Annotated in this window: 27 protein-coding genes and 3 pseudogenes; 23 read left to right on the top strand and 7 right to left on the bottom strand. The window is 38.6% G+C overall.

Features of this window, described 5'->3' with window-relative positions; genetic code table 11:
- Nucleotides 1–93: 93 nt before the first annotated feature.
- The 7 genes and pseudogenes from KUH03_RS02090 to KUH03_RS02060 all read right to left on the bottom strand — a co-directional run bounded on the left by KUH03_RS02090 (nt 94) and on the right by KUH03_RS02060 (nt 5,666).
- On the bottom strand, nt 94–891 hold the full coding sequence (locus KUH03_RS02090) for an SDR family NAD(P)-dependent oxidoreductase (RefSeq protein WP_257091355.1): 798 nt from the start codon (nt 889–891) through the stop codon (nt 94–96).
- A 1-nt stretch (nt 892) separates the two neighbouring features.
- A pseudogene (locus KUH03_RS02085) lies at nt 893–1,534 on the bottom strand (hypothetical protein); the annotation flags it as partial.
- Complete coding sequence (locus tag KUH03_RS02080) at nt 1,513–1,731, bottom strand: hypothetical protein (RefSeq protein ID WP_257091353.1); 219 nt, start codon at nt 1,729–1,731, stop codon at nt 1,513–1,515. The pseudogene KUH03_RS02085 and the gene KUH03_RS02080, both read right to left, overlap by 22 nt.
- A 5-nt stretch (nt 1,732–1,736) precedes the next feature.
- Nucleotides 1,737–3,088, bottom strand: a pseudogene (locus KUH03_RS02075) (aldehyde dehydrogenase family protein).
- A 394-nt stretch (nt 3,089–3,482) separates the two neighbouring features.
- On the bottom strand, nt 3,483–4,175 hold the full coding sequence (locus KUH03_RS02070; protein WP_257091352.1) for a DJ-1/PfpI family protein: 693 nt from the start codon (nt 4,173–4,175) through the stop codon (nt 3,483–3,485).
- Nucleotides 4,176–4,792: 617 nt separating this feature from the next.
- On the bottom strand, nt 4,793–5,068 hold the full coding sequence (locus KUH03_RS02065) for a hypothetical protein (protein WP_257091351.1): 276 nt from the start codon (nt 5,066–5,068) through the stop codon (nt 4,793–4,795).
- A gap of 337 nt (nt 5,069–5,405) precedes the next feature.
- Nucleotides 5,406–5,666, bottom strand: a complete 261-nt coding sequence (locus KUH03_RS02060; RefSeq protein WP_257091350.1) for a hypothetical protein — start codon at nt 5,664–5,666, stop codon at nt 5,406–5,408.
- Between the two features lie 429 nt (nt 5,667–6,095).
- Here KUH03_RS02060 and KUH03_RS02055 point away from each other — a divergent pair, with 429 nt between their 5' ends.
- The 23 genes and pseudogenes from KUH03_RS02055 to KUH03_RS01945 all read left to right on the top strand — a co-directional run bounded on the left by KUH03_RS02055 (nt 6,096) and on the right by KUH03_RS01945 (nt 23,093).
- On the top strand, nt 6,096–6,251 hold the full coding sequence (locus KUH03_RS02055; protein ID WP_257091349.1) for a hypothetical protein: 156 nt from the start codon (nt 6,096–6,098) through the stop codon (nt 6,249–6,251).
- 50 nt (nt 6,252–6,301) lie between these two features.
- A complete protein-coding gene (locus tag KUH03_RS02050) occupies nt 6,302–8,551 on the top strand; it encodes a hypothetical protein (protein WP_257091348.1) in 2,250 nt (749 codons plus the stop codon).
- A 195-nt stretch (nt 8,552–8,746) separates the two neighbouring features.
- Nucleotides 8,747–9,313, top strand: a complete 567-nt coding sequence (locus KUH03_RS02045; protein WP_257091347.1) for a hypothetical protein — start codon at nt 8,747–8,749, stop codon at nt 9,311–9,313.
- Nucleotides 9,314–9,385: 72 nt separating this feature from the next.
- Nucleotides 9,386–10,198, top strand: a complete 813-nt coding sequence (locus KUH03_RS02040) for a hypothetical protein (protein ID WP_257091346.1) — start codon at nt 9,386–9,388, stop codon at nt 10,196–10,198.
- A gap of 61 nt (nt 10,199–10,259) precedes the next feature.
- Nucleotides 10,260–10,853 carry a hypothetical protein gene (locus tag KUH03_RS02035; RefSeq protein ID WP_257091345.1) on the top strand — a complete coding sequence of 198 codons (594 nt, stop codon included), beginning with the start codon at nt 10,260–10,262 and terminating at the stop codon, nt 10,851–10,853.
- A gap of 526 nt (nt 10,854–11,379) precedes the next feature.
- Nucleotides 11,380–12,078, top strand: a complete 699-nt coding sequence (locus KUH03_RS02030; RefSeq protein WP_257091344.1) for a hypothetical protein — start codon at nt 11,380–11,382, stop codon at nt 12,076–12,078.
- A gap of 38 nt (nt 12,079–12,116) precedes the next feature.
- Nucleotides 12,117–12,863, top strand: a complete 747-nt coding sequence (locus tag KUH03_RS02025; protein WP_257091343.1) for a hypothetical protein — start codon at nt 12,117–12,119, stop codon at nt 12,861–12,863.
- Between the two features lie 83 nt (nt 12,864–12,946).
- On the top strand, nt 12,947–13,204 hold the full coding sequence (locus KUH03_RS02020; RefSeq protein ID WP_257091342.1) for a hypothetical protein: 258 nt from the start codon (nt 12,947–12,949) through the stop codon (nt 13,202–13,204).
- 338 nt (nt 13,205–13,542) lie between these two features.
- Nucleotides 13,543–13,857: a hypothetical protein gene (locus KUH03_RS02015; RefSeq protein ID WP_257091341.1), complete on the top strand. Its 315-nt coding sequence runs from the start codon at nt 13,543–13,545 to the stop codon at nt 13,855–13,857.
- Between the two features lie 216 nt (nt 13,858–14,073).
- Nucleotides 14,074–15,306, top strand: a complete 1,233-nt coding sequence (locus KUH03_RS02010) for a glycosyltransferase (protein ID WP_257091340.1) — start codon at nt 14,074–14,076, stop codon at nt 15,304–15,306.
- Entirely contained in the window at nt 15,285–15,710 is a 426-nt protein-coding gene (locus tag KUH03_RS02005) for a glycosyltransferase family A protein (RefSeq protein ID WP_257091339.1), read from the top strand. Before KUH03_RS02010 ends, KUH03_RS02005 begins: the two co-directional genes overlap by 22 nt.
- A 38-nt stretch (nt 15,711–15,748) precedes the next feature.
- Nucleotides 15,749–16,147 carry a hypothetical protein gene (locus KUH03_RS02000; RefSeq protein WP_257091338.1) on the top strand — a complete coding sequence of 133 codons (399 nt, stop codon included), beginning with the start codon at nt 15,749–15,751 and terminating at the stop codon, nt 16,145–16,147.
- A gap of 34 nt (nt 16,148–16,181) precedes the next feature.
- Nucleotides 16,182–16,601 (top strand): cysteine peptidase family C39 domain-containing protein, encoded by a 420-nt coding sequence (locus KUH03_RS01995; RefSeq protein WP_257091337.1) that lies wholly within the window; start codon nt 16,182–16,184, stop codon nt 16,599–16,601.
- A gap of 134 nt (nt 16,602–16,735) precedes the next feature.
- Nucleotides 16,736–17,179: an ABC transporter transmembrane domain-containing protein gene (locus tag KUH03_RS01990; RefSeq protein WP_257091336.1), complete on the top strand. Its 444-nt coding sequence runs from the start codon at nt 16,736–16,738 to the stop codon at nt 17,177–17,179.
- A gap of 326 nt (nt 17,180–17,505) precedes the next feature.
- Nucleotides 17,506–18,201, top strand: a complete 696-nt coding sequence (locus tag KUH03_RS01985) for an ATP-binding cassette domain-containing protein (RefSeq protein ID WP_257091335.1) — start codon at nt 17,506–17,508, stop codon at nt 18,199–18,201.
- Nucleotides 18,202–18,233: 32 nt separating this feature from the next.
- A complete protein-coding gene (locus tag KUH03_RS01980; protein WP_257091334.1) occupies nt 18,234–18,395 on the top strand; it encodes a hypothetical protein in 162 nt (53 codons plus the stop codon).
- 5 nt (nt 18,396–18,400) lie between these two features.
- Nucleotides 18,401–18,580, top strand: a complete 180-nt coding sequence (locus tag KUH03_RS01975) for a hypothetical protein (RefSeq protein ID WP_257091333.1) — start codon at nt 18,401–18,403, stop codon at nt 18,578–18,580.
- 101 nt (nt 18,581–18,681) lie between these two features.
- Nucleotides 18,682–19,725, top strand: a complete 1,044-nt coding sequence (locus tag KUH03_RS01970) for an HlyD family efflux transporter periplasmic adaptor subunit (RefSeq protein WP_257091332.1) — start codon at nt 18,682–18,684, stop codon at nt 19,723–19,725.
- Between the two features lie 223 nt (nt 19,726–19,948).
- Nucleotides 19,949–20,359 (top strand): TolC family protein, encoded by a 411-nt coding sequence (locus KUH03_RS01965; protein ID WP_257091331.1) that lies wholly within the window; start codon nt 19,949–19,951, stop codon nt 20,357–20,359.
- Nucleotides 20,360–20,518: 159 nt separating this feature from the next.
- A pseudogene (locus KUH03_RS01960) lies at nt 20,519–21,028 on the top strand (TolC family protein); the annotation flags it as partial.
- A gap of 208 nt (nt 21,029–21,236) precedes the next feature.
- Nucleotides 21,237–21,422, top strand: coding sequence for a hypothetical protein (locus KUH03_RS01955; protein WP_257091329.1), 186 nt, complete (start codon nt 21,237–21,239; stop codon nt 21,420–21,422).
- 70 nt (nt 21,423–21,492) lie between these two features.
- Nucleotides 21,493–22,314 (top strand): hypothetical protein, encoded by an 822-nt coding sequence (locus tag KUH03_RS01950; protein ID WP_257091328.1) that lies wholly within the window; start codon nt 21,493–21,495, stop codon nt 22,312–22,314.
- The gene (locus KUH03_RS01945) at nt 22,218–23,093 is read left to right on the top strand and encodes a right-handed parallel beta-helix repeat-containing protein (protein WP_257091327.1); all 876 of its coding nucleotides are present in this window, start codon (nt 22,218–22,220) and stop codon (nt 23,091–23,093) included. Before KUH03_RS01950 ends, KUH03_RS01945 begins: the two co-directional genes overlap by 97 nt.
- The last annotated feature ends 76 nt before the right edge of the window (nt 23,094–23,169 follow it).

Genomic DNA, 23,169 nt, shown 5'->3' with positions numbered 1-23,169 from the left:
GTCTCCAGATCAAAAGCTTTATTATGAATGCAAAAATTTCAAAAATAGAAAACAGCAGTAGATAAACCGCTGTTTCACTTTGTCGGTCAGATTTTATAAACAACGGATCGTCCCTCCGTCGACCCGTAGTACAGAACCGCTGATATAGTCAGCAAAACGACTACATAGGTAGACAACGGCACCCGCAATTTCTTCAGGTGCACCAAACCTACCGACATCATTTGGGATAAGCTCCTGAACTGCTTTGTACTTAATCTCTTCCATATCCGTTCCCCATCCGAATTTAGGTGCTGCCTGCTCAAGCCATTGTTCTACCATTGGATTGATGATGGCTCCTGGAGATACGATATTAGAAGTGATACCCGTCTCTTTAAGCTGCCTTGCGAGCGATGCAGACATATTATGTCGCGCGGCAAGGGTAGCATTATAATGTGGCTGTTCCTTTATGGGCTGTATGGCCAATCCTCCACCAATATGTATTAACCTACCCCAACCGAGCTCCTTCATCTGTGGAACGATGCGCTGTATCATACGTACATATGAAACCACATTGGTATTGTACAACGCTAACCAGTCTTCCGTACCTGCTTCGCCCCATGATTTGTGGGAAGTAACTCCGGCATTATTAACAAGTATATCCACCGGTCCGGCTGAGAGTGCCGCTGCAGCTACTGCATCTGCGCCTTCATCTGTCGCAAGATCTCCGATCGCTATTGCCGCAGAACCACCAGAAGCGTTAATCTCCGCAGCTACATCTTCGGCCCGTTTAAGGTGACGTCCATGTATTATTACCATGGCACCCTCACTTGCGAGCATTTTAGCAATGGCTTCGCCCAATCCGGAACTAGATCCGGTTACCAGGGCACGTTTGCCCTTTAATTGTATGTCCATTTTACTTGATTTTTATGTTATGAATGTTTTTTATTTGGCGCATAACCAAATTCCTTTTTGTAGGCAAAGGAAAAATGGGAGAGATCCTCAAAACCCAGATCCAGGTATACATCGGATGGTTTCCCTTTTGCTGTTCGATCAAGAAGCGGGCTGTATCCAGGCGCTTCTGCAACAGCCATCTGCCCGGGCTGGTATGAAACTGCTTTTCAAAATCGCGCTTAAAACCGGAAAGGCTGCGGCCCGTAAGAAAAGCGAAACGTTCCAATGGTACATTGTAGCGGTAATGGCTGTTCATAAAAGCTTCGAGGTCGATCTTGCCCGGTTCATTAAAATCAAACAGCACATTTTTAAATGCCGGATTAAGCTGAATAAGTAGTAAAACAAGCTCTCTGGCCTTTAGCGCCACAATGCGGTCATCCATTTGTTGTTGCAGATAGGGAACCAAGGAATCTACAAAGCCTTTTATCAATGCTCCTGGCTGGATAAGAAGTGCGGTGTGGGGATTAATTATGCTATCGGCTTTCAGTCCATATTGCTCGCTCATTTCCTTTAAGGTGCACTGATCGATATGCACTGCTATAGACCTGAAACTTCCATCGGTGGTACTTTTTACGTATTTGGTTAGCTGATTGCGTCGAAAAAAACGGAAGTCACCTTCCCGATAGGAATGCTTGTGGTCAGCAAGCCAGACATCCTGTTTTCCTGGAGAATATAACTGAAGATATGGTCTGCTACAAAAGCTTCGCCTTCGATCGTATTGCCGGAATACGTATTTAGCACTATTCTGGGGCCTGTGGCCGCATCTTTTGCTTTTTCGGAAATATCATTTTTGCATTCCATAGCGATTAGCTTATGATTACTTTTGGTTCTAATTGTTCCTCGAGGCCATATCGGCCGCCTTCTCTACCCAAGCCAGATTGTTTAAATCCGCCGAATGGTGCCAGCGCATCGTGATAGATCGTATTGATGGCTACCCTGCCTGCATTAATCTGTGCAGCCACTTGCTGCGCCCGCGCCATGTCTGAACTGCTTACATAAGCGTGCAGTCCATATATGGTATCGTTGGCAATGGCAATAGCTTCTTCCTCTGTTTTGTAGGTAATAATGGATAATACAGGCCCGAAAATTTCTTCCTGTGCAATCGTCATTTCATTACTTACACCTGTAAATATAGTGGGTTTGACGTAAAATCCGTTCTTTAATCCATCCGGTTTGCCCAGACCACCAATTAAAAGTTCTGCACCCTCGTCGATCCCCGCCTGATGTAATGCTGAATCCGGTCAAATTGTTTCTGACTGGCCATCGGCCCAATGACCGTCTGCTCATCTCTTGGATCGCCAACTTTTTGTGTAGCCATCGTTTTCAGCAAGATAGCTTTAATCTCTGGCAGGGCGGCTTCCGGCACCAGCAGTCGTGTTCCAGCAATACAGGCCTGACCACTATTCATAAAGGCCGCATTTACCGCCATTGGTATTGCAGTTTTGAGATCTGCATCATCAAGAATGATATTGGGTGATTTTCCGCTTAGCTCCAGCGTGACGCGCTTCATGGTATCTACTGCATTACGGGCAATGATCTTGCCGACCACTGTAGAACCTGTGAACAGAATTTTGGCCACAGCAGGGTGGGTAGACAATACCGTTCCCAAAATATCTCCGCGTCCATGCACCATATTGATTACGCCGTTTGGAAGTCCTGCCCGGTCGAAGCATTCTGCCAGAATCTGCGATTGAATCGCACTCATCTCACTGGGTTTGATTACTACGGTACAGCCAGCTGCAATTGCCGCCGCGAGTTTTACACATATGGAACCTGAATTGGCATTCCAGGCCGTCATGATCCCAGTTACGCCAATAGGCACCATAGTGACTGCCGACTGACCTATGCGGCGTTCGAAAGAAAAATCTTTAAGGATTTCCTTGAAACAAAGGAAGGTCTCTGCGGCATACTGGTTTGACCAGCGAGACCGTTGTTCCGTTGCACCATACTCTGTAGTGGTTACTTCCTGCAGATCGTCGAGCCGCTCCATCAGCGCATTGTGTAATTGCTGTAGGTAATGCATGCGCTGTTCTCTGCTTGTTTGTGCAAAAGAAGGTAAAGCTGCTGATGCAGCAACTATTGCAGCCTCCATATCCTGCTCAGTGCCCAATACGAGATGGCCGATGAGGCTTTCGTCCGAAGGATTAATGATATCCATCTGCTCGGTACCTGTCGAAGGCCGAAATTGACCATCGACGTAATGCTGGTTGATTATTTTCATTTTGCTGTCTTTTAAACTTAGCTCAAGAGCATCGTTGTTACTGACACAAAATTACTTCGCTGCTGTCTTTAAAGGTTTGTTAGAAAGCCCAGATTACTTTGTTGAAAGGCTCAACTATTTGGGGCTCGGTCTTAGAATTCAATAAAGGCCATGTGCTTGCAAAACAGGATATAGCCCTTTATTAACGAAAAAATACACTGAAATCCAACACTATACCTAACTTTAAATTAGATCTATGCTCAAAGCCGGTTTAACATTTGGCTCAAGCGGACACCTAGCCAAAAGGCTCCTTATTAACCGATAAGGGAGCCTTTTATTTGAAAAAAATAGCCTATCCATTTTCCACTCTTGATTTTTCATAGGCGAGAAGTTCATCTGCGCAGAGTTTACCGAATTTATCAGCTGCTAATGGGCTATCAGCAGTGATCAATTTTCTGTCAACGTGACAATCGCCGGCAATTTTTTTATTCAAAATTTCAACTCCAAGTTGTTTGAGTTTTTCGCCATAAAACCAAGGCATCTCGCCCGGCTGATATCCACTTTCTGGTAAAGTCTTATCCATTTCATCGGGAAACGAATTGATCTTATACCCCTTGAAGGGAAACTCAGCGTTTCCACAATCTGCTGCGCTTAAGAGCGCTGCCGGACCATGGCAGATTGCCAATAGATATTTATCTTCAGCTACTGCCCATTTGATAAGTTCTTTTACATCATTATTTTCAGGTAATCCGAGCATTGCGCCATGCCCGCCTGGGATAAAAACGGCCACGTAGTCAACATATCCTTTATTCGTGTCGGCTATAAAATCCCTTAGGTTGTGCGGGTTTGAAAATTGCGTATTATACTTGTCGAGGATTTTACCGATGTTTTCATCTTCATAGGGCATGGCCCACATCTCAAATTTTACAGGATCACCGGTGGGGGTGTAAAAGTCAACCTCAAATCCAGCCTGTTCGAAATGAAGAATGGGAACCAGTGTTTCGACCGGATGATTACCCGTCGAAAACTTCTTTCCATTTTTCATGGTCATATAGCGCTCTTCTGTGCAAAGCACGAGGATCTTTTTCGAGTGTCCTTGTTGACATCACTGTACTTTTTTTTGCTGTAATTTGTCTTGGTCGTAACCATCGCCTTTCTTGAAAAAAAAAAAAGAAGGTTCGTAGCCAATGCCGTCAAATACAGGTTCTTTGCTCAAATCGTTTGAAAATAATGACATAGTAATATTTTTTTAGTATTTGAAATTCGTGCTATTGATTAGCTTCGAATGTCAAACTTTCCACATTTTATAAATCTTTAAGAGATAACAATATCAAAGCCCATGCTGTTTCAGATAAAAAATGTTTGTGGAAAGCAGCCGCGCCCAAAGAAGATGAGGGAATTATAGGTAAGTTCAATCCCAGCTGTCGGAAAAAAAAGGGACTTACAGGGCTTTTTGTGACTTTTTGGTATTTCAATACCGCTTATATACACCTTGTTTTCCTCAGATAGCACCCTCGTCAACTATACTATTAGATCACTTCTTTTTGTTAAATCGAATTAAAATAAGCCGGGAGCTGCTAATATTAGCAGCTCCCGGCTTATTTTATATATTTATTTTGTAACAATCAGACCTAAAAATAATGATAAATTTCCTAGCTGGATTTATGGGTTTGGTGTGGGGGTTGGCAATCCGCTACCGCATCCAGCAAATGGATCTGTCACTGTTCCAATTGGTAAAACAGGGCAGCTGGGACAAGCGTTAATAACAGTAGAGCCTACAAGTTGTCCACCTTGCACTTGATATACCGTCGAAAGATTACTGGTATAATAACCAGTTGGGAGAAGGCATGAGAAATTAGCATTGGAATAATATTTACCATTATTGAAGTAAATCTTGGTCGATAGTGCAGGTGAGTGACCATTGATGATGTTTTTCATGTGGTCTATACTGTTACCATAAGAAAAGTTATTTACACCTAAACCTGGAATCTGGGCGGTAGGATTGGTTCCCCGTTTCCGTTCCCAGGAGTTGGTCCTGAATCTGGCATTACTTCAAAAGGTATAGGTGGAGTCCCTTTCTTAATACAATTTTTTTCGATACAATCGGCTGCTGCCACGGCGTAACATTGATAAAATGTAAATGCGCACACTATTTTTGATACTGTACCCATCGAATATAATGTCTTATTTGCGCATTGCCTTACTCCTTCATAGGAGCATTCTCCGTCTCTCCCACCTTGCCCCTGTGGCACAGGACCACCAATTAGAATTGTCTCTACTCCGTTTGTGACAGTTGATTTATAAAAATCTCTCCATTTACTTTAAAGGTAATTTCTCCATTTATGTTAGAGATGTTTTGGTTTAAGTAGGTTGTTAATTGTTCTTCAGTTACGTTTGATGGTATGGCAACGTTTACACTTACTTCTGATTTAACGACAGCTTGTTGTGGTGGGGTAGTTCCGCCGCCAGGCGTTGGCGTATTCGATTTTATTTTTATTTCAGTTTCTTTCGTGTAAATGTTTTGTTCTTCTGTCATCTGGATAGAGTTGTTCTTCTTGCAAGAATAAGTTAAAGATAACGATGTTATTAATAGCGAAATAATAACAAAATGGCGTTTTTTGATTCTCATAATTTAATTTTGGTTTATATATGAATAATTTGTTCTTTGAATTTATGAAAAATAAAAATTAATTCAAATACAAATAATATGTTTTAGTGAAAAATATTTAAATATAGTGGTCGGTTTAAGTTGATTGTATGTTAGACTCTTTTGATTGTGGAAAGGTATTGTACGTTGGTAGAATTAAGCGATCCGATATCGAGGCTTTTTGTTTGGAGCGTCTGTAAACTGCAGAATGAAATAGACTTTTCGGTATCTCTACCATACCGCTTACATAAACCTTGTTTTCCTCAGATAGCACCCTCGTCAACCATACTTTTGCTATACACATAAAAACAAAAGAATATGGCAAATCAATTTTTAGTTAAAGAAACTATGGCAGCTATGCGAGACTTATCTGCTGCTGAAATTACAGCTTTACAAAGCGGAACCTATGAGGGAGTTCAGCTATTAGGCTATTATGAAAAAGGGATACCCCAACACCGATTAATTATTATCTAGCCCCAACGACTCCCGATCCCAGAGCAGATGATGGCGGAAGCATAATCTCAGTGGGGACAACAAAGTTGCTGCACACTTTTGAAACAGTCATAGATGTACGGTATTTTGGTTTGCGGAGCGGCGCTGCCTACATTAATGATCCACAGCTTGTCAATAACATCTTTGTCCATAATGCTGGCAAAGACATTCTGTTTGACTACAACACAGACTTTACGATGGATATGGGAATTGGCTGGAACGACGGGACAATTAAAGTAGTAAATAATACCAATGTTATTATCAACGGGGTGATACGGCATCGGCCGAGTACAAATGGCAATGCCAGTATGTTTCTGGTTCGAAACGCAACCAATGTATCTTTTGAAGGTACGGGAACGCTCATCGGATACAAACATAAAAGGCCCGCAGCAGGTCTTAATATCTATTACAAGCATTTTGACCGGTTTAATGGTAACTATCAATTGGGAGACTATGTTACCCTAAATTCTTATGGTTATAAAGTAATACAGCTTGGCCGCATGGAGAAGGATCCAAGTGTCACCACGAGTTCAGTAATCGGAGATAAATTTTTACTAGGAACGCCTTCGGGATCATCCGAAGAGAACCAGTTTATGAAGCTAGAGCTTATTGAAGAAAAACTAGGAGAGTGGGGACATGGTATCTATATTTATTCATCAAGCAATGTACGTATCAGTGACCTGACTTTGCGCGAGTTTTGGGGCGACGGATCGGCTGTGGGCGGTGATGAAGATCAGGGCAACAACAAACCGAGTGAAATGGTTAAATATCATAACGTTCAATTTATTGACAATAGGAGACAGGGGCTATCCCTGATAAACTGTAGTACGATTGAAGTTGACCACTGCTTATTTTCTCAAACCTACGGGACACTTCCTATGGCAGGGATAGACCTTGAGCCCAATCCAAATAAAGATGGCAAAATTAAGGTAGGAAAGGTTATCGATGTGAAAATTACCAACTCGGTCTTTACCGATAATTATCAGGCATTGGCGATGTACAATCCATTTCCGTTAGAAACATCTAGGATTGATCATATTTATCTCGAAAATAATGAAATGCGTGATAATTTGATCAGCAATCTAGGAGTAGCAAGAGCTGGTAATGTTACCGTTGCGGGACTTCGGTCTTATCCAACAAAAATTGGCAACTATTCAGGAGATGTTTCCGTTTGTGCGGCGTCTTTTCAGATGAACAACTCCTATATCGAATCTGATGCGAGCTATAGTACTGGGCAGACTAATTTACACGTAATCAATCTAAGCAATACTTTTACTGATTTATCTTTAATGAAAAGATTTTGGGTCAACAACACCGAATTGAGAGGATTAAATGGCGTCAAACTAAGCTTTCTTAATATTCCATTTGCTTGTCCGGATCTCGATATCAAGCTTGATCATGTTGCTGTCTACGATGTTGGCGTTTGTACGGTAGCAACGGGAAATACTGTGACCCAGTTGAAGTCTTTGGCCTTTGAAGACTGTTATTTTAGAGGTTATGCGGGATACCTAGGTTCAAAAAATATTGCAATGGAAAAGTTGGATTATATCAATAATACGTTCGATTTGCGATCGAGACCCAATGTTGTTAATGAATCGCTGATCAATGTCCCCGTAGGGTGTCAGCTGGCTAATATCGTCGGAAATACATTCAACGGATTGGAGCCCATAGCCGAACAGTCAGATAATAGCCTTATTACCATACGGAATACAGGAGCTGGGGTACGGGCCAATATTTTACGTAATATTTTTAAGAATATTGGTAAAGTCAATTATCCGATTATTGAGACGCTCGGAGGAAATAGCACACCTACTTTTGTGATTGAATCCAACTCTTTTATAGACTGTTATGTCAATAACTATTTTAGAGTGAATAGGGGCAATCATGGATTTCATTTTATAGTGAATAATATATTTACACGAGCCTCTGTTGAGGATACGATCAATGCATTGGGTACTACACTTGCTACTGGTTTTAGATTATTTATCAATATGAATGTATTTCAGTTGGCTCTAAATAAAAATATTGTGGCTCCAGTACTCTATTCAGGATATGCTATTGCACAGGCCAATACCATTAATCATCTATTTCGGTATAAAAATGAAGATGTATTGGGTAATGCCTCAGATCTTGCGAAGGGCCTGGTCAATCAATCTGCTGTTACTCCCGACAGTGCCGTATTGCCGGGAGCAAGTTATACACAATCGGAAGTGCAGGGGATATTGACTGAATTGCGGGATTTGAAGACAAAGCTGCGAACGGCGGGTGTCTTGGCGCCGTAGTCACATAGCGAACATAGAACATGTAAATGCGGTACTCTAAAAAGTACCGCATTCTTTGTTCAAGGTAATCTCACTAAAATGGATAACGTTGTGTACTTTTCGGTATCTCCCACATACCGCTTACATAGACCATGTTTTCCTCGGATAGTCTCCGGAGCAGTCATAGTTTTGCTATACACATAAAAACAAAAGAAAATGGCAAATCAATTTTTAGTTAAGGAAACAATGGTGGCTATGCGAGGCTTATCTGCTGCTGAAATCAACGCACTACAAAGTAACACTTATGCCGGTGTACAACTATTGGGCTACTATGAAAAAGGGGATACCCCAGCGCCGATTATTTATTATCTAGCTCCACTTACTCCTGATCCTGGACCAGATGACGGAGGTAGCGTCATTGCCGTAAGCGGAATAAAATTAATACACACGTTTCCGGAAAAAGTAGATGTAGGTTATTTTGGCGCATACAAAGCAGGTGATGTAACCCAAATTATTCAAAAGGTGATCGACAACTATAAATCTGTCGTCATCTCCAAAGATTGTCTAATAAATCCAGTAGATAGCAATTATCCAGCTTCTAAATTCGGTGGTGGAATTAAATTGCGAACCAACAGTACATTGAGCTTTATTAATCAAGCTACCCTAAAAATGGAGCCAACAGCAGCTGACGCATATACTTTTATAAGCTGTGTCAATGTCTCCAATGTTTCTATTTATGCTCCAAAGATAATCGGAGATGTGGGGAACACCTTAACATTCTAGGGGAGGATGGTTATGGTATTTATATCGTGGATTGTGAAAAAATATCGATGTATATGAAGGCAATATCTCCAAATGTTGGGGGATGGTTACTATGTAGGTTCTGATAGTAAAGGGACAAAAGGAGGAGGATTATTTAATTGTATCGCAGACGATAATCGTCGACAGGGGTTGAGCATCGTTAGCTGGGAAGAAGGTGTAGTCAACGGAGGCGCATATATCAATACAGGGAAAACGTTGTTCAAAGCGCCAGGCTACGGTATTGATATCGAACCAAATGCAAAAGGTACCGATATTATCAATGTTACTTTAGCAAATGTAACTACTAAAAATAATAAAAAGGGAGGTATACAGCTTGTTCCGGGATCTCTTACCGATGTAAGGTATACAAACCCCTCTTATAATGTTAAGGTGATAAATTATACTTCAGTGGATGATGGCACAAGTGGCGCTATCCGTTTTGCTAACCCACCATTGGATGAAAAGTGGATGAGACCATCTGAAAAAATTTATGGTGCAATATTTATTCAAGGAGTGACGATATTAAATTCAAAGGAACGAGCCATAGATTTTGCACGTTGGTTTGAGGGATCTCCGAAAGTTGTTCTAAGAGATATCTATATTGAGAATTGTAATCAAGATCATATTGTGAGTACGAATGAGAGCCAATGTGCTGTAGTTGCCTACATAGACCCGGCTCAATCGTTACAATTGGGGCATGGCGAAGTTAGCATCGAAAACATTACCATTGTTGATAACAGAACTACCAAATGGATGCTCGTACCGATATGGTTATATTGTGGTACCAGCCAGAGTATTGATAATTTCTACATAAAAATATTAATACCTATGGGCAGAAATCCGTTAGCAATGGTGAGATTATCATAAGTAAGACCAATGGATTTAAAAATGAATACGCGGTAAAGAAATACCGAAGTTTTCTTCAGACTTGGACATCGTATCGGGATCTTTCAACGGAATTGTTTTGTCATCGACTGTTGACAATGTGTTTACCCTTCCATTGGCAAATAATAGTGTAGGCCTGGAGTATGAATTTGAAAATCCAAATGCTATCGTGTCCCAAATACGCGTAAAATCAGGTGATAGTATAGGTAACAGTGTGAATAATGCAGCAACATCTTTAGTTCTCAGAACGAATAGAGATAGAATTAGGGTGAGAAGTGTCGGCCGAAACAAATGGGAAATTGTTGAGCAATTCGGAACGATAACTACCAATGGATTTTTTAGTGGTTTTAGGAACAAGAACTTAACAAGATATGCGGCCACAATCCCGAGTATCAGTGCTGAGCAAGGAGATGAAGTTTACAACAGTACAAATATTATTGGACAGCCCCTTGGTTGGAAATATATTGGCAGCAACTGGATTCCTTTTGGGGTTATTGGTATGTTACAGGCTATTCCATCAGCTGATTCAGCATTGGTGCCAAGTGCTACTTATGCACAGTCAGAAGCCCAAAGTGTATTGAACGAACTTCGGGATTTAAAGACGAAATTAAAGGCTGCAAAAATATTAGCAGATTAGAAGTCTGTGATTGGAATTTAATTATTAAATAGCTAGGTGAAAGAAATGCGATATTCTCAAAGATACCGCATTTCTTTGTTCATGGTATGCAAATTGAAATGCATGGATTCAAAGACTTTTCGGTATCTCTCCCATACCGCTTACAGACACCTAATTTTCCTCAGATGGCCTCCGTAGCAACTATACTTTTCTTTATACATATAAAAACTTGACTTAAAATTGTATTCCAATAAGTAGACTTGCTTCTATTCAAGGGTAGTTTCCTAATATGGGCAGTATCTCATTACATATTGCATGAAAGTACCCGAACGCTTTCACTTCTTCTACTAGAAGCAAGGTTGAAAAAACGGTAAATTTGTGTCAACAAGTCTAAATAGAGATGCTTTTTTCTATGTGTAATTTAATGTTTTTGAGAACCAAATAAAATCAGACAATCGATTGCGTTTATTTTTTCTTTTTGGTTTTGTAAATATTATTTACTTTAGGGCCAATTAATAAAGCTAATTAAAACTTTAGTCCTGTTTTTATGAAAAGAAATAATTCTACACTAGATGTGCTATCTTCTGAGCTAAATCTATTGCGAGAGATCGAATTACACAATACATTGGGAGGAACAGGTGGAGGAGGTGGATCATTCCAGGATATCTGGAATAGATTATCCAATGGTGATCTGACTGATATCCCGAGCGGCAAATATGATTTTAATACAAAAACATTTACCCCAATGGATTCGTCCATGAGCAATGCTGCATGGCATATAGTTATCCCTGTCGTTGATGTGCGTCCTTCAGGTCAATATAACAGCTATAGTGGCTATGGCTTTGGTGGATATGGCGATTCAAATAGCGGATTCCCAGGAAGTGGAACTAATAATGGCAATCAGCCAACTAATTATAATGGATATGGGAGTGGATCATATAGCTATAACGGCCAATATCCACCACAAGGATATAGTGGTTATACACCTCCAAATCCTACTCAAGGCATGTCTTTAAGGCAGAAAGAAATATACCAATACATGCAGAATAATAATGGATCCGGGCTCAATCTTGAAAGTTTTTTCATGAATAAGTTTAGTGCTTCTGGAGGAGGAACTGCACTTTATAATCCGAATAATACAGGTCAAGGTGGAAATTTTTGGAAACCAACCCCGCCAATTCTGTTAATGGCGATGGAATCTACTATATTGTTTCTTCTAAGGACACGCAATCACTTCAAACGATAAATTATCAGACAGGTAAGTTCGGAGGGTATAATACGGAATTGGAACTGTTTCAGTTTTATAATGAGCACTATGGGAATAATAATCGAGCGATCTTAACGTATCTTTTGGAGGGGCAATTGGCCACTCAACAAATTATTAACGTTCACAATATCTTAAGAGATTTTAATTACAATTTTGAGATTGATCGGTCAAAATTGATTGATGATTTGGTAATAGTTACTAAATTTTTAGCACAATTTAAAAGTGTTTTAAGCAGTTTTATTCCTTTTTTAGGTCAACTTTCTGATGAGTCACATATATATTTGTCTGGTACGTTGGCTGGGTTTTTAGATTCTGGTTTTGAAAAAGAACTTTTTGATATCTGGTGGCATGGCAAAGCCAAGGATGGATCTTATGTAATGTCCGAGAGTGATTTTAATGAACTTAAAACATTGAAACCAACTTTGGGCGTGAGTGAAATGACGGAAAAAAATATGGTTAAATCGAGCGATGGAACAGTATTTTATACTTTCGGTTTAGGAACTTATGAATCTAATACTACAAATCAAGATATTGTAAATAAATATAAAGGAGGATTGGGATCTTTTACAGGAATTTATGATTCAACTGGTAATATGATTGGTATGTATGATTATTATAATTTTGATAATGGTACAAGATCATTCGGAAGTGAATTTGTGACAAGGTTGATTGACGAAATGGCACCTCCGGATGCGGCTAATTTTGATATTACTTATGGCAATATTCCTTTTGAAATATTTGACAAGTTAAAAGCTCCAAGATAGTCCATGAAAAAAGAGCATTTCTATATTTATTATTAATATTTCCTTTTTGTATTGCAGTTTCTTGCGATGACAACCTACGTACAATGTCTTTAAATGATTTTATACAAAGTACTTTTGATGTCAATATAGACAAGAATCACGATAGCATTATAATGGAAGAACGGAATTTTCCAGGGTTCGAAAATAGAGGTGAGGGCATGGCAATCATTAAATTGACGAGTCCCGAAACTATAAAAAGTCTTGAAAAGATAGCATGGTTAAAATGTATCAGAGACACGTTTAACGTTAAAGAACATTCATTTAATAAAGCAAAAAAGATCGTCCCGTTGTTTTTGATCTAAATAGTCAAGTTGTAGAGATTTGGTATGATGAAGACTGGAGAAACGTACTTCGACTGAAAAGTTACCTAAAATCAATAGACTTGAAAAATTTGTTTTATTCAGCTGTATATAACCGAACAAATTATGGATTCACTGAAAGGAAGGTAATGCTGTATGATAAAGATACGAATATTTTAGTTCTAATACTCGATAATAGGCGTAACTAAAGAGAAAGCGATATTCCCTTTTTAATATTTGATCCTGTAACAGGAATAGTGTAGGGTATTATGAATAGAAAGCTTTGTTGTTTGCTTACCTGTTGTTTTTTAATCGTTTCTTGTAATGATAATTTACGTACAATGTCATTGGCAGATTATAATGAAACCATCTTTGGGTTGAAGTTAGATGAGAAACAAGATACCATTATTTATGAATATCGGAAGTTCTTTGGTAATGAGAATAGAGGGGAGTCTGAGATAGCGATAAAATTGGGCGGTAGTCAAGCATTAGATTTTGTAAAAAATATTCATTGGTTAAAATGTCGGGTAAGTAAAATAGATACAACAGATTATTTGCTTAAAGAACAAACTCAGTCCGAGCTATTATTATTTGATCAAGATAAACAACTTGTTAAAATTGCTTATGGCAATGGTGTTTATCAATCTATCTTTTGAACAGATTGTTGAACGAACTCAGGCTAGAGGATTTATATTATAGAATCGAAATCCGTAAGACTGAATTTGGATTTTCAGAAAAAGGTATTTTTCTTTTTGATAAAAAGAAAAATATTGTTTACCTGAGTTTTAGTAATGAATGAATTGAACCATAAATTCGTATGCTCTTCACCAATCCCAAAATAATAACATAGAAAGTATAATAATCCCATAATTTTGAATATTTATATCATTGACTCCAAAAGGGTTTCCCTTGGAACCGGAGTTAGAACTTATATTGACCAAATAAGAGATTTTGCTAAGTCCAATGGACCAGATCATTTCCAGTTAACCTTTATTGATATCGAAGAAAACGAAAGCTGTATCAAGAATGATAAGGGAATAAATGAAATAAATATCTCTGGCCCGTCGGATTTGAGAAAAGAAGCGTATAGCGAATACTATGCAGATAAAATCATTGAATGGATAGGTGAGGTGGAGAGACCTTTATTTCACTTTAATTGGATATTTCACAATGAGATAGCGTATTTTCTCAAAAGCAAAATAAACTGTAGAGTAGTTTTTACTAAACACTATATTATTTATCGAAATTTTGTTTCCACCAACTACGATATCTTTTACCATTATCACAGCAGTTTAGGTAAAATCGCAACTCCAAGAAAAGAAGACTTGGAGATGTATCATGAGTATCTGAATTATGCAAATGTAGATCATTTTATAACAGTTACTGAGGATGCTGCACTGGTTTTAAAATCTCTTTATTCCATTGAAGCTGGTAAGGTTTCAACGATTTACAATGGTATTGAGACAAAGTTGTTGGGACATAGGGATGGTGAGAGTCTTAAATCTCATTTTGGATTTTCGGAAAAGGACTTTATTATTACTTATGTTGGTGCTATTAATCAAAGAAAGGGAATATTAGATTTTATTCCGGTTTTTGAAGAGCTCTGTGAGCGATATGATTCTTTACGGTTGGTCATTGCAGGTTCAGGATCCTTCGATTTGTTATTTTCTCGTTTTAAGCGTTTCTGGTCAAGAGTTACCTTTTTAGGTACTGTTGAAAGGACAACGTTATTTGAATTTCACAAATTTACTGATTTAGGGATTTTGTTGTCGCACGCAGAACAATGTAGTTATGCGGCACTTGAAATGATGCACCATGGCATTCCTCTACTTGTATCCAATGTTGATGGATTAAATGAAATGGTTGAGGAAAATTATAATGGTAGTTTAGTAGAGGTTAGTTTTAATGACGAAAGATGTGAGATCAATATTGATGATGTGCGAAATAAAATCATTGAATTGATCGAGGATAATCAACGCCGGTTAATATTGGGGAAAAATGCAGCGAAAATTGCAAAGGAAAACTTTTGTTTAGAATCTATGATTGAAAAAACTTTTTCAAAATATAAAGAGATTCAAGCTCAGTGCCCTCGGTCTCACCAATAGAAAAGATTTCTGTTGTTGTCGCTCTTCCTGCTAATACCGAGCATTTAAGTAAGGCCGAAATACTTTCATTGCAAAGTCTGATTAAGCAAAGCCATAACAATATGGAGGTCCTATTTTTGGTCAATCCAAAAATCGAGGCAGTAGTTGATAATATTCTGAAATCAACGATTGGTATCAATGTTAGCAGCAAGATAGTTCGGGTGAAAGACGAGACAACCGTGGACGAAGCTTTTGAATATGCATTGAATAAACTGGAGTTGGGGAAATATGTGGCATTTTGCAATCTGAACTGTATTTACTTCAAAAATAGTTTTCATAATAAATTGGCATTCTTGGAGCAAAATCCAGCGACAAATCTGATTGTGTCGAACAATTTTTTGTTAATTCCGAAAGCCAGATTGTAGATCGAACCCATCCGACGGATACCACAACTTTTAAAAAGTTGATTAAAACAATTGTTCCTTACCATTTCAGTGGGTTTATCTTTAATACCGATGCGCTTAAAAATCTACCTATTAAGGGGATACATCATCTATGTTGGGTCAAACTTATTGAAATAGATGAAATAAGATTGTATCCAGCCTATGAATTCAATGTTTTTCGGGATTTAATGACTAATAGGGAGTCCAACTGTAAGGAGGAAACTATACAGCTAATTTCACATCAATTGCAGCATTTAGGTATCGATTTTGAGGAAAAGGAACTTGCTTTGCAGGCAATTCTGGTATTGAATTTTTCTAATCCCCAATTTATCTCTAAATCTGGTTCCTTAACAAAATGGATAAATAAATTGGAAAAACATCTAGAAATAGATATCCGTAGACATATGAATTGGGCCTAGGATCCATTATTACGCCGATACAATTTTAGTAAATATGAATTTGAAATTATTTCCTATAGACCGACAGCTTGACCTTATGGATTGCGGTCCGGCCAGTTTGAAAATGGTTGCAAAATATTATGGAAAGTATTATTCATTGCCGTACCTTCGCGATCTCTGCGGAAATACACGAGAGGGTGTTTCATTAGCAGGTATTTCTCATGCTGCTGAAACGATAGGTCTCAGGACATTGGCCGCTCATTGCTCAATCGAAGAGTTGATTATAAAGGTACCGTTACCACTGATTATTCATTGGGATAATAGCCATTTTGTAGTTCTCTATGATGTTAAAGCAAAGAAAGGAGGAAAGTCTAAATTTTTTGTAGCAGATCCAGCCCGGGGAAAATCGTCTACAGCCAGGACGAATTTGAGGATAAGTGGATTAAAAGAAATGAGAACAAAACTTCTGGCATAGCATTACTTCTAGAACCCCAGGCGGACTTCAAACAAAGACAGGCAGGAGAGAAAGCCGAACGAGGAAGACATCTGGAAAATATACTGGGTTATTTTTTACCCTATAAAAAGAGCTTTGGATATTTGGGTATCGTTATGTTACTGATTACGGCTATGCAGGCAGTATTACCTTTTATCTCCAAAGCTGTGATTGATGTTGGGATACAAACCAAAGACATTAGCTTTATTAATATCGTATTGATAGCCAATTTAGCTTTAATCGTAAGTATTACCCTCAGTTCAGCTGTGCGGGATTGGATTCTACAGCATATGTCTTCACGTATCAATATTGCCCTGATTTCTGATTATCTTATTAAATTGATGAAGCTGCCGGTTTCTTTCTTTGAGAACAAAATGTTAGGCGATATTCTACAACGTGCCAATGATCACGAAAGGATACGGAGTTTTATTATGAACAACTCGCTCAACCTCATATTCTCCACCCTGACATTTTTAATATTTAGTATCGTTCTTTTAATATATAATGCAACTATTTTCTACATTTTCGTCGGTGGCAGTGCATTGTATATTTTTGGATAATGGCGTTTCTCAAACTTCGTAAAAAATTGGACTGGGACTATTTTGAGCTCACAGCCAAGAATCAGAGTTATTGGGTAGAGACCATAGGAGCAATACAAGATATAAAAATTAATAATTACGAACAGGCAAAACGCTGGAAGTGGGGGGATACAAGCACGGCTATTTAAGGTAAATCTCAGGATGTTGGGAATAAACAATGTACAGAATCTTGGCGCCGGATTTATAGACAGTGTGAAAAATTTACTTATTACTTTTTCTGTGCAAAAGCTGTTATAGCCGGAGATATAACCTTTGGGGTGATGATATCAACTCAATTCATTATCGGGATGCTTAATGGACCTGTACAGCAGTTTATAATGTTTATGATTTCATTTCAGTTTGCGCAGATTAGCTTTCTACGTTTAAATGAAGTCCAGTCTCTTAAAGAAGAGGATGAGGATACCGGAAATAATGATATGGAACTTACCGGAAACAAAGATATTATTGTCACAAATCTTTCATTTCAATATACACATGTTTCTCCAGTTATTCTACGAAATGTTTATCTCACAATCCCAGAAGGTAAAGTGACTGCAATAGTGGGTGATAGTGGTTCAGGCAAATCTACCTTATTAAAACTGTTGTTGCGGTTATATAAACCTAGTTATGGGGAGATACTGATTGGGGGAATGAATATCAATAACATCAGTTTGCGTCAATGGCGGGACAAATGTGGAGCGGTAATGCAAGATGGTAAAATATTCAATGATACAATTTTGAATAATATTGTCCTTGATGATGAAAAGCCAGACAATGAAAGGTTAAAACGCGCTGTTGCAGCAGCTAACATCGGTTATGAGATTGAGCAGTTGCCTTTAGGCTACCAAACGAAGATGGGCGAAAATGGCAGAGGATTGAGCGGAGGGCAAAAGCAGCGTATCCTAATCGCGCGTGCCCTATATAAAAATCCCGACATCTTATTTTTTGATGAAGCGACCAATGCATTGGATACGATAAATGAACAAAAATCACAGCAGCTCTAGATGATGTCTTTTCGGGTAAAACAGTCATTGTCGTGGCGCATAGATTGAGCACGATACGCAAGGCGGATCAAATAGTTGTTATGAAGGATGGCCAGGTTATCGAGATAGGAAATCATGAGACACTCATGGAACGGAGAGGGCGCTATCATCAATTGGTCGACAGCCAATCTGAAGTAAGGGTATTAACAAATTGATCATTATGGAAACGAAAGGAAAAGAGTTAGTCATTGATCAACGTACGGAGGAGGTAAGGGATATTATCGAACGTATGCCCAATACTTTTGCGCGTAATATCAGCTTATTGGTTTGTTTCATTGTGGGATTATTAATATTCTTTGGCTATGTCGTCAAGTATCCAGATGTTGTCACTGGGAAGTAACAATATCGGCCGAACGGGCTCCGTTACAGCTGGTAGCATTTCAGAGTGGGAGAATAAGGATCAACACACTAAAATCTCAGGATATTATTCAGCCCAATCAGTTGTTGGCCTGGATAGATAATGCTGCACAGCCAGATGTGGTTTTGCGCATAAAGAGTCTTATTGATTCTTTGAACTTCAAAACCTCAAGTGCACGAAAATTATACCACACGTTACCTAAAGACCTAAATCTAGGTGATTTGACAGCACCTTATTCCAGTTTTCTTTCAAGTGTAAAACAGCTCGCCGACTATCAGGATCACAAACTCTATGATCAGCAGGGGCAGTCACTAGCAAAGGTCCTGAACGAACAGAATACAGCTTTAAATACACTTCGGGCTAAGGAAGTTTTAAGTCAACGGAACTTGAAGATTTCGGACAAATACCTGGAGAGAGACTCTCTTCTTTTGGCCAAGAAATTGATAAGTGAAGCAGAATATGAACAGTCAATTTCAGGGCATTTAAATGCCGAAGATCAATTGAGAAGTTCGCAACGAAATTCCGGTTCTGTGCGGGAGCAGATTAGCAATACAGAAAATTCAATTCAACAAAATAAAATCAGTAAATCAGAAAAAGAACTCCAACTTGATCTTGAGTTTCTTACTTCTTATAACAATCTGAAAGATAAAATTACGCAGTGGGAAAAGCAATATCTTATTACATCACCTATAGGTGGTAGAGCACAATTTCTCAAATTCTGGAATGATAATCAATTCATCCAGGCTGGAGAACCACTGTTTTCAATTGTTCCCAAGGAACACGATGCTGTTGGTAAAGTAATGTTGCCTGTGAGTGGAGCCGGTAAGGTCAAAGTAGGGCAGCGTGTCATCGTAAAAATGGTTGACTATCCCTATATGGAGTATGGTCATATCGAAGCAAAAGTTAAAAATATATCACTTGTTTCCAGCCCTTTTGAATTGGGTAATGGTTCAAAAGTTGATTCCTATCTGGTTACATTGATTTTTCCAAGTGGACTGACCACAAACTATGGGAGTAAGTTGGACTTTAAATTTGAAGCTAAAGGTTCTGCCGAGATTGTTACAAAAGAACGGAGACTTATTGAGCGCTTTTTTGATAATCTAAAATATATAGATCGTTCGAAGTAATGAAAAGGTTGATTATATTTTTTGTCTTTCTATTTGGATGTTTTTGTTCCTCCGTTTTTGGGCAAAGAAAAATAAACTTGGCAGATGCAATGCAGTTGCTGCGCGACAATAGCCTATCCTTGAAGCAAGGAGAACTAAGAGAGCAAATTGCTAAAAATAGTGTTGAAATTGCTAAGGGAGGAATGTATCCCAATCTGTTTTTAATACTAATAACCAACACACGATGGGGATGGTATTTGATCAGATTTCCGGCAAACTTATTACTGGTAACCAATGGTCAAACTATGCTACTGGTAATTTAGGCACCAGTGTTATACTCTATCAGGGTGGGCAAAAGCAAAATGGAATTAAGATCGAGCAATTAAAACTCGAACTCGCGGCATTAGACAATAAAAGATTGATGCGAGAGTTAGAGCTTCAGTTATTAGCCATTTTCATCCAGGTACTTGTTAACCATGATCTTTGGGAGGCTGGTAAAAGTCAATTGAAGTTCTCTGAACAGCAGCTCCAGCAGGAGAAAACTTTGATGGATGTAGGTAAGCGCACACTGATAGATTATTCGCAAGCCAAAGCAAAATATGCCAATGATAAGTTGAATGTAGTTACGGCAAAAATGCATTCGATCTTTCTTTAATGAAGTTGAAGCAACTTTTGGAAATGGATTTATCTGAAGAATTGGAGGTGCTAGCTCTAAAGAATTGTTGGTCAATTCTGTCTTGCCTATCTATCATTTAAGTTCTGATCCATATCTAAAAGTTTTAGATAAGCAAATAGAAATTGGGAAACACAAGTAAAGCTGTCACGTAGTACCTATTTTCCGACGATTACTTTAAATGGAAGCTATGGAACTAACTATTCTTCACAGCGCCAGAATTTGTTGACAGGGAATACCATCCCTTTTTGGAGTCAGTTTAACCAAAACAGGACACTTTCGGGTAGCATCTCACTTTCCGTTCCAATATTTGATGGTTTTAGGACAAGGTTTACCGTCAAGAATGCAAAGTTAAATCAACAGAGCCTCCATTATGAAAAAGAAAAGATCAAAAGAGAACGTTTGCAAACTGTTTCTCAAGGAGAGATGGAGTATCAGGCAGCAATTGAAGAAAGATCAGCCATTCTAGCTACTTATGAGGCAAACAAAATTAATTACGAAGGTATCAGTGAGCGTTATAAAGTGGGGAAAAGTTCCTCTATCGACTTGTACAAAGCGATGACCGAGTTTAATATTTCCGAATTTAGATTGATTACCAGTAGCTATACAGTGTTTTATAAGCGAGAATTTCTAATGATGATTAATAATTAAGCATTATTATTTTTTAAACTCCTATCTGGAAATATCAGAGAGGAAATTAAAACATTTTAAACGATAAAAAGTCAATCTTATTTCATTTGCAATAACAAATAAGATTGACTTTTCGGTATCTTTCAGATACCGCTTACATACCGCTTGTTTTCCTAAGATACCCTCTGTAGCAGCCATACTTTTGCTATACACATAAAAACAAAAGAATATGGCAAATCAATTTTTAGTTAAGGAAACAATGGCAGCTATGCGAGGCTTATCTGCCGCTGAAATTACAGCTTTACAAAACGGAACTTACGACGGAGTACAACTATTGGGCTATTACGAAAAAGGGGATACCCCAGCACCGATTATTTATTATCTCGCTCCAACGACTCCTGATCCCGGGACCTGATGACGGCGGAAGTGTAATCGTAGTTGCTGGCATCAAGCTTTTTCATAATTATGTCGGTGATATCAACCTTTTGTATTTTGGTCTTCAAGAGGGGCAGGTACTTAACTCATATCTTACCAAAGCTCTTCGCATCACAGCAAATACAGGTTCTTTTACGATTATTCCCAAAGGGTCGTTTTTAATTGATCGGTCTTACACACCTGTCTTCAACTCCCGGATTAAAGGTATTGATCGAAACCTAACCAAGATTAGATTAAACCCAGCCACAGCAACCGATTCTGGAGAGTTTGAAAATTACATGTTTCTCAATTTGAACGGGAACTTTGAACTCACAGATGTCGAACTCGATGCAAATGCTCCCAATTTATCTGCTTCTGTTTCGCGGTCCAGTGGTATTGACAATCGCAATGCCGTTTCTAATGCCACCTATAAAAGGTTAAGGATAAAGAATGCAAAAACAGTATTGCCCAATTTTAGTGGTGGATATGGTATTACCTTCTGGCATGGTGGCTGTGATCATGTGATGATCGACGAAATAGAATTTGAAAACATCGGGCAGTCTGATCTTGGATTATTTGAAATGGAAAACTGGACCGTCAGGAATATCAAATCAAAGAATTGTGGTTATATGGTGATCAATGTGGAATCATCCAATAACTCTCGAGGGGTTAAAAACGGAGTCGTTGATACCGTCAATGCGTCAAATGTTGGCCGAAGTGTCATTTCATTGATCCGGAATTCGGCTTCAGTAGGAGATGTGGAGTCTGTCACCGTGCAGAATGTTTATGTAGATAAATGCGGGCTGACCAACAGCGATGTTGGCGGGATCCGGGTACGGGAACAAAGAACTGTACCATCGACAACGTCAAGATCGATGAATGCAATAGCGTAGGTATCCGTGTCAGCGGTGATTGGTTCGGGTTTAAGGGTACAGTAAACAGCTATGCGGACTTGGCTTCACTTACAGGTTTAAATAAAGGTGATATATACAGGGTATCTTCCGAAGGATTATTATATACCTATTTGGATAACCAATTCCAGCAACAAGGGCAGGGACAGTCGCAAGAACTGTTAAAATGCAAGAATCTAGTATTGAGCAATATCAGTATCAATAAAATTCAGACGTCTGTCAATGGTGAGGGAGTAAGGGTACAGGGAGAAGCTTTCTGTTCACATGATGATATTACATTGTCCGATATTTATATTGGCAATAGTCAGAGCACCGGAGTTTTGGCTACCTATTCCAATCGGATTACAGTTAACAATTTAAAGATTGATAAGATCAATACCTCTCGCGGAATGCAGTTTGCGCTATGCAATGATATTCATGTACAGGGAGGTTATATCTCCAATATCGGTAATTATGGAGCAGGCTTTACAGATTGCAAAGATGTACTTATTAGCGGTTTGAAGATTACAAATCCAGGTGTATCGGCTTTCTATTTTAATAATGCTACTGATGCGGTTAAAATAATAGGCTGTACCACTAGAGATAATAAGAGCCCTAAGCTGATAACTAATTCAGTAATTATTGAATCTAACTTGCCCGCTCGAAATCCGAAGTATATTATAGCGGATAATGATTTTGAGGATGCCACTGGCAATAAAATTACGATACAGAATGGCGTGTTACAAGATCGGATGAAAATCTCAAACAATGTAGGTGTTTAAGGTAAATTTAATGGATAATATAGTACTATAAGAGGCAAATCTTTATGATAGTTAGGGTTTGATCAATCTTTCCTAG

Origin of the sequence: Sphingobacterium sp. E70, assembly GCF_019285695.1 — a bacterium.
Classification (GTDB): Bacteria; Bacteroidota; Bacteroidia; order Sphingobacteriales; family Sphingobacteriaceae; genus Sphingobacterium; species Sphingobacterium detergens.
This window is presented reverse-complemented; position numbering and strand designations above follow the sequence as displayed.

Coding starts and splice junctions, on each gene's coding strand:
- KUH03_RS02090 (WP_257091355.1), bottom strand. CDS start 891: ATGGACATACAATTAAAGGGCAAACGTGCCCTGGTAACCGGATCTAGT.
- KUH03_RS02080 (WP_257091353.1), bottom strand. CDS start 1,731: ATGGAATGCAAAAATGATATTTCCGAAAAAGCAAAAGATGCGGCCACA.
- KUH03_RS02070 (WP_257091352.1), bottom strand. CDS start 4,175: ATGAAAAATGGAAAGAAGTTTTCGACGGGTAATCATCCGGTCGAAACA.
- KUH03_RS02065 (WP_257091351.1), bottom strand. CDS start 5,068: ATGAAAAACATCATCAATGGTCACTCACCTGCACTATCGACCAAGATT.
- KUH03_RS02060 (WP_257091350.1), bottom strand. CDS start 5,666: ATGACAGAAGAACAAAACATTTACACGAAAGAAACTGAAATAAAAATA.
- KUH03_RS02055 (WP_257091349.1), top strand. CDS start 6,096: ATGGCAAATCAATTTTTAGTTAAAGAAACTATGGCAGCTATGCGAGAC.
- KUH03_RS02045 (WP_257091347.1), top strand. CDS start 8,747: ATGGCAAATCAATTTTTAGTTAAGGAAACAATGGTGGCTATGCGAGGC.
- KUH03_RS02040 (WP_257091346.1), top strand. CDS start 9,386: ATGTTGGGGGATGGTTACTATGTAGGTTCTGATAGTAAAGGGACAAAA.
- KUH03_RS02030 (WP_257091344.1), top strand. CDS start 11,380: ATGAAAAGAAATAATTCTACACTAGATGTGCTATCTTCTGAGCTAAAT.
- KUH03_RS02020 (WP_257091342.1), top strand. CDS start 12,947: ATGTCTTTAAATGATTTTATACAAAGTACTTTTGATGTCAATATAGAC.
- KUH03_RS02015 (WP_257091341.1), top strand. CDS start 13,543: ATGTCATTGGCAGATTATAATGAAACCATCTTTGGGTTGAAGTTAGAT.
- KUH03_RS01995 (WP_257091337.1), top strand. CDS start 16,182: ATGAATTTGAAATTATTTCCTATAGACCGACAGCTTGACCTTATGGAT.
- KUH03_RS01990 (WP_257091336.1), top strand. CDS start 16,736: ATGTTACTGATTACGGCTATGCAGGCAGTATTACCTTTTATCTCCAAA.
- KUH03_RS01985 (WP_257091335.1), top strand. CDS start 17,506: ATGCTTAATGGACCTGTACAGCAGTTTATAATGTTTATGATTTCATTT.
- KUH03_RS01975 (WP_257091333.1), top strand. CDS start 18,401: ATGGAAACGAAAGGAAAAGAGTTAGTCATTGATCAACGTACGGAGGAG.
- KUH03_RS01965 (WP_257091331.1), top strand. CDS start 19,949: ATGGGGATGGTATTTGATCAGATTTCCGGCAAACTTATTACTGGTAAC.
- KUH03_RS01955 (WP_257091329.1), top strand. CDS start 21,237: ATGGCAAATCAATTTTTAGTTAAGGAAACAATGGCAGCTATGCGAGGC.
- KUH03_RS01945 (WP_257091327.1), top strand. CDS start 22,218: ATGCGGGCTGACCAACAGCGATGTTGGCGGGATCCGGGTACGGGAACA.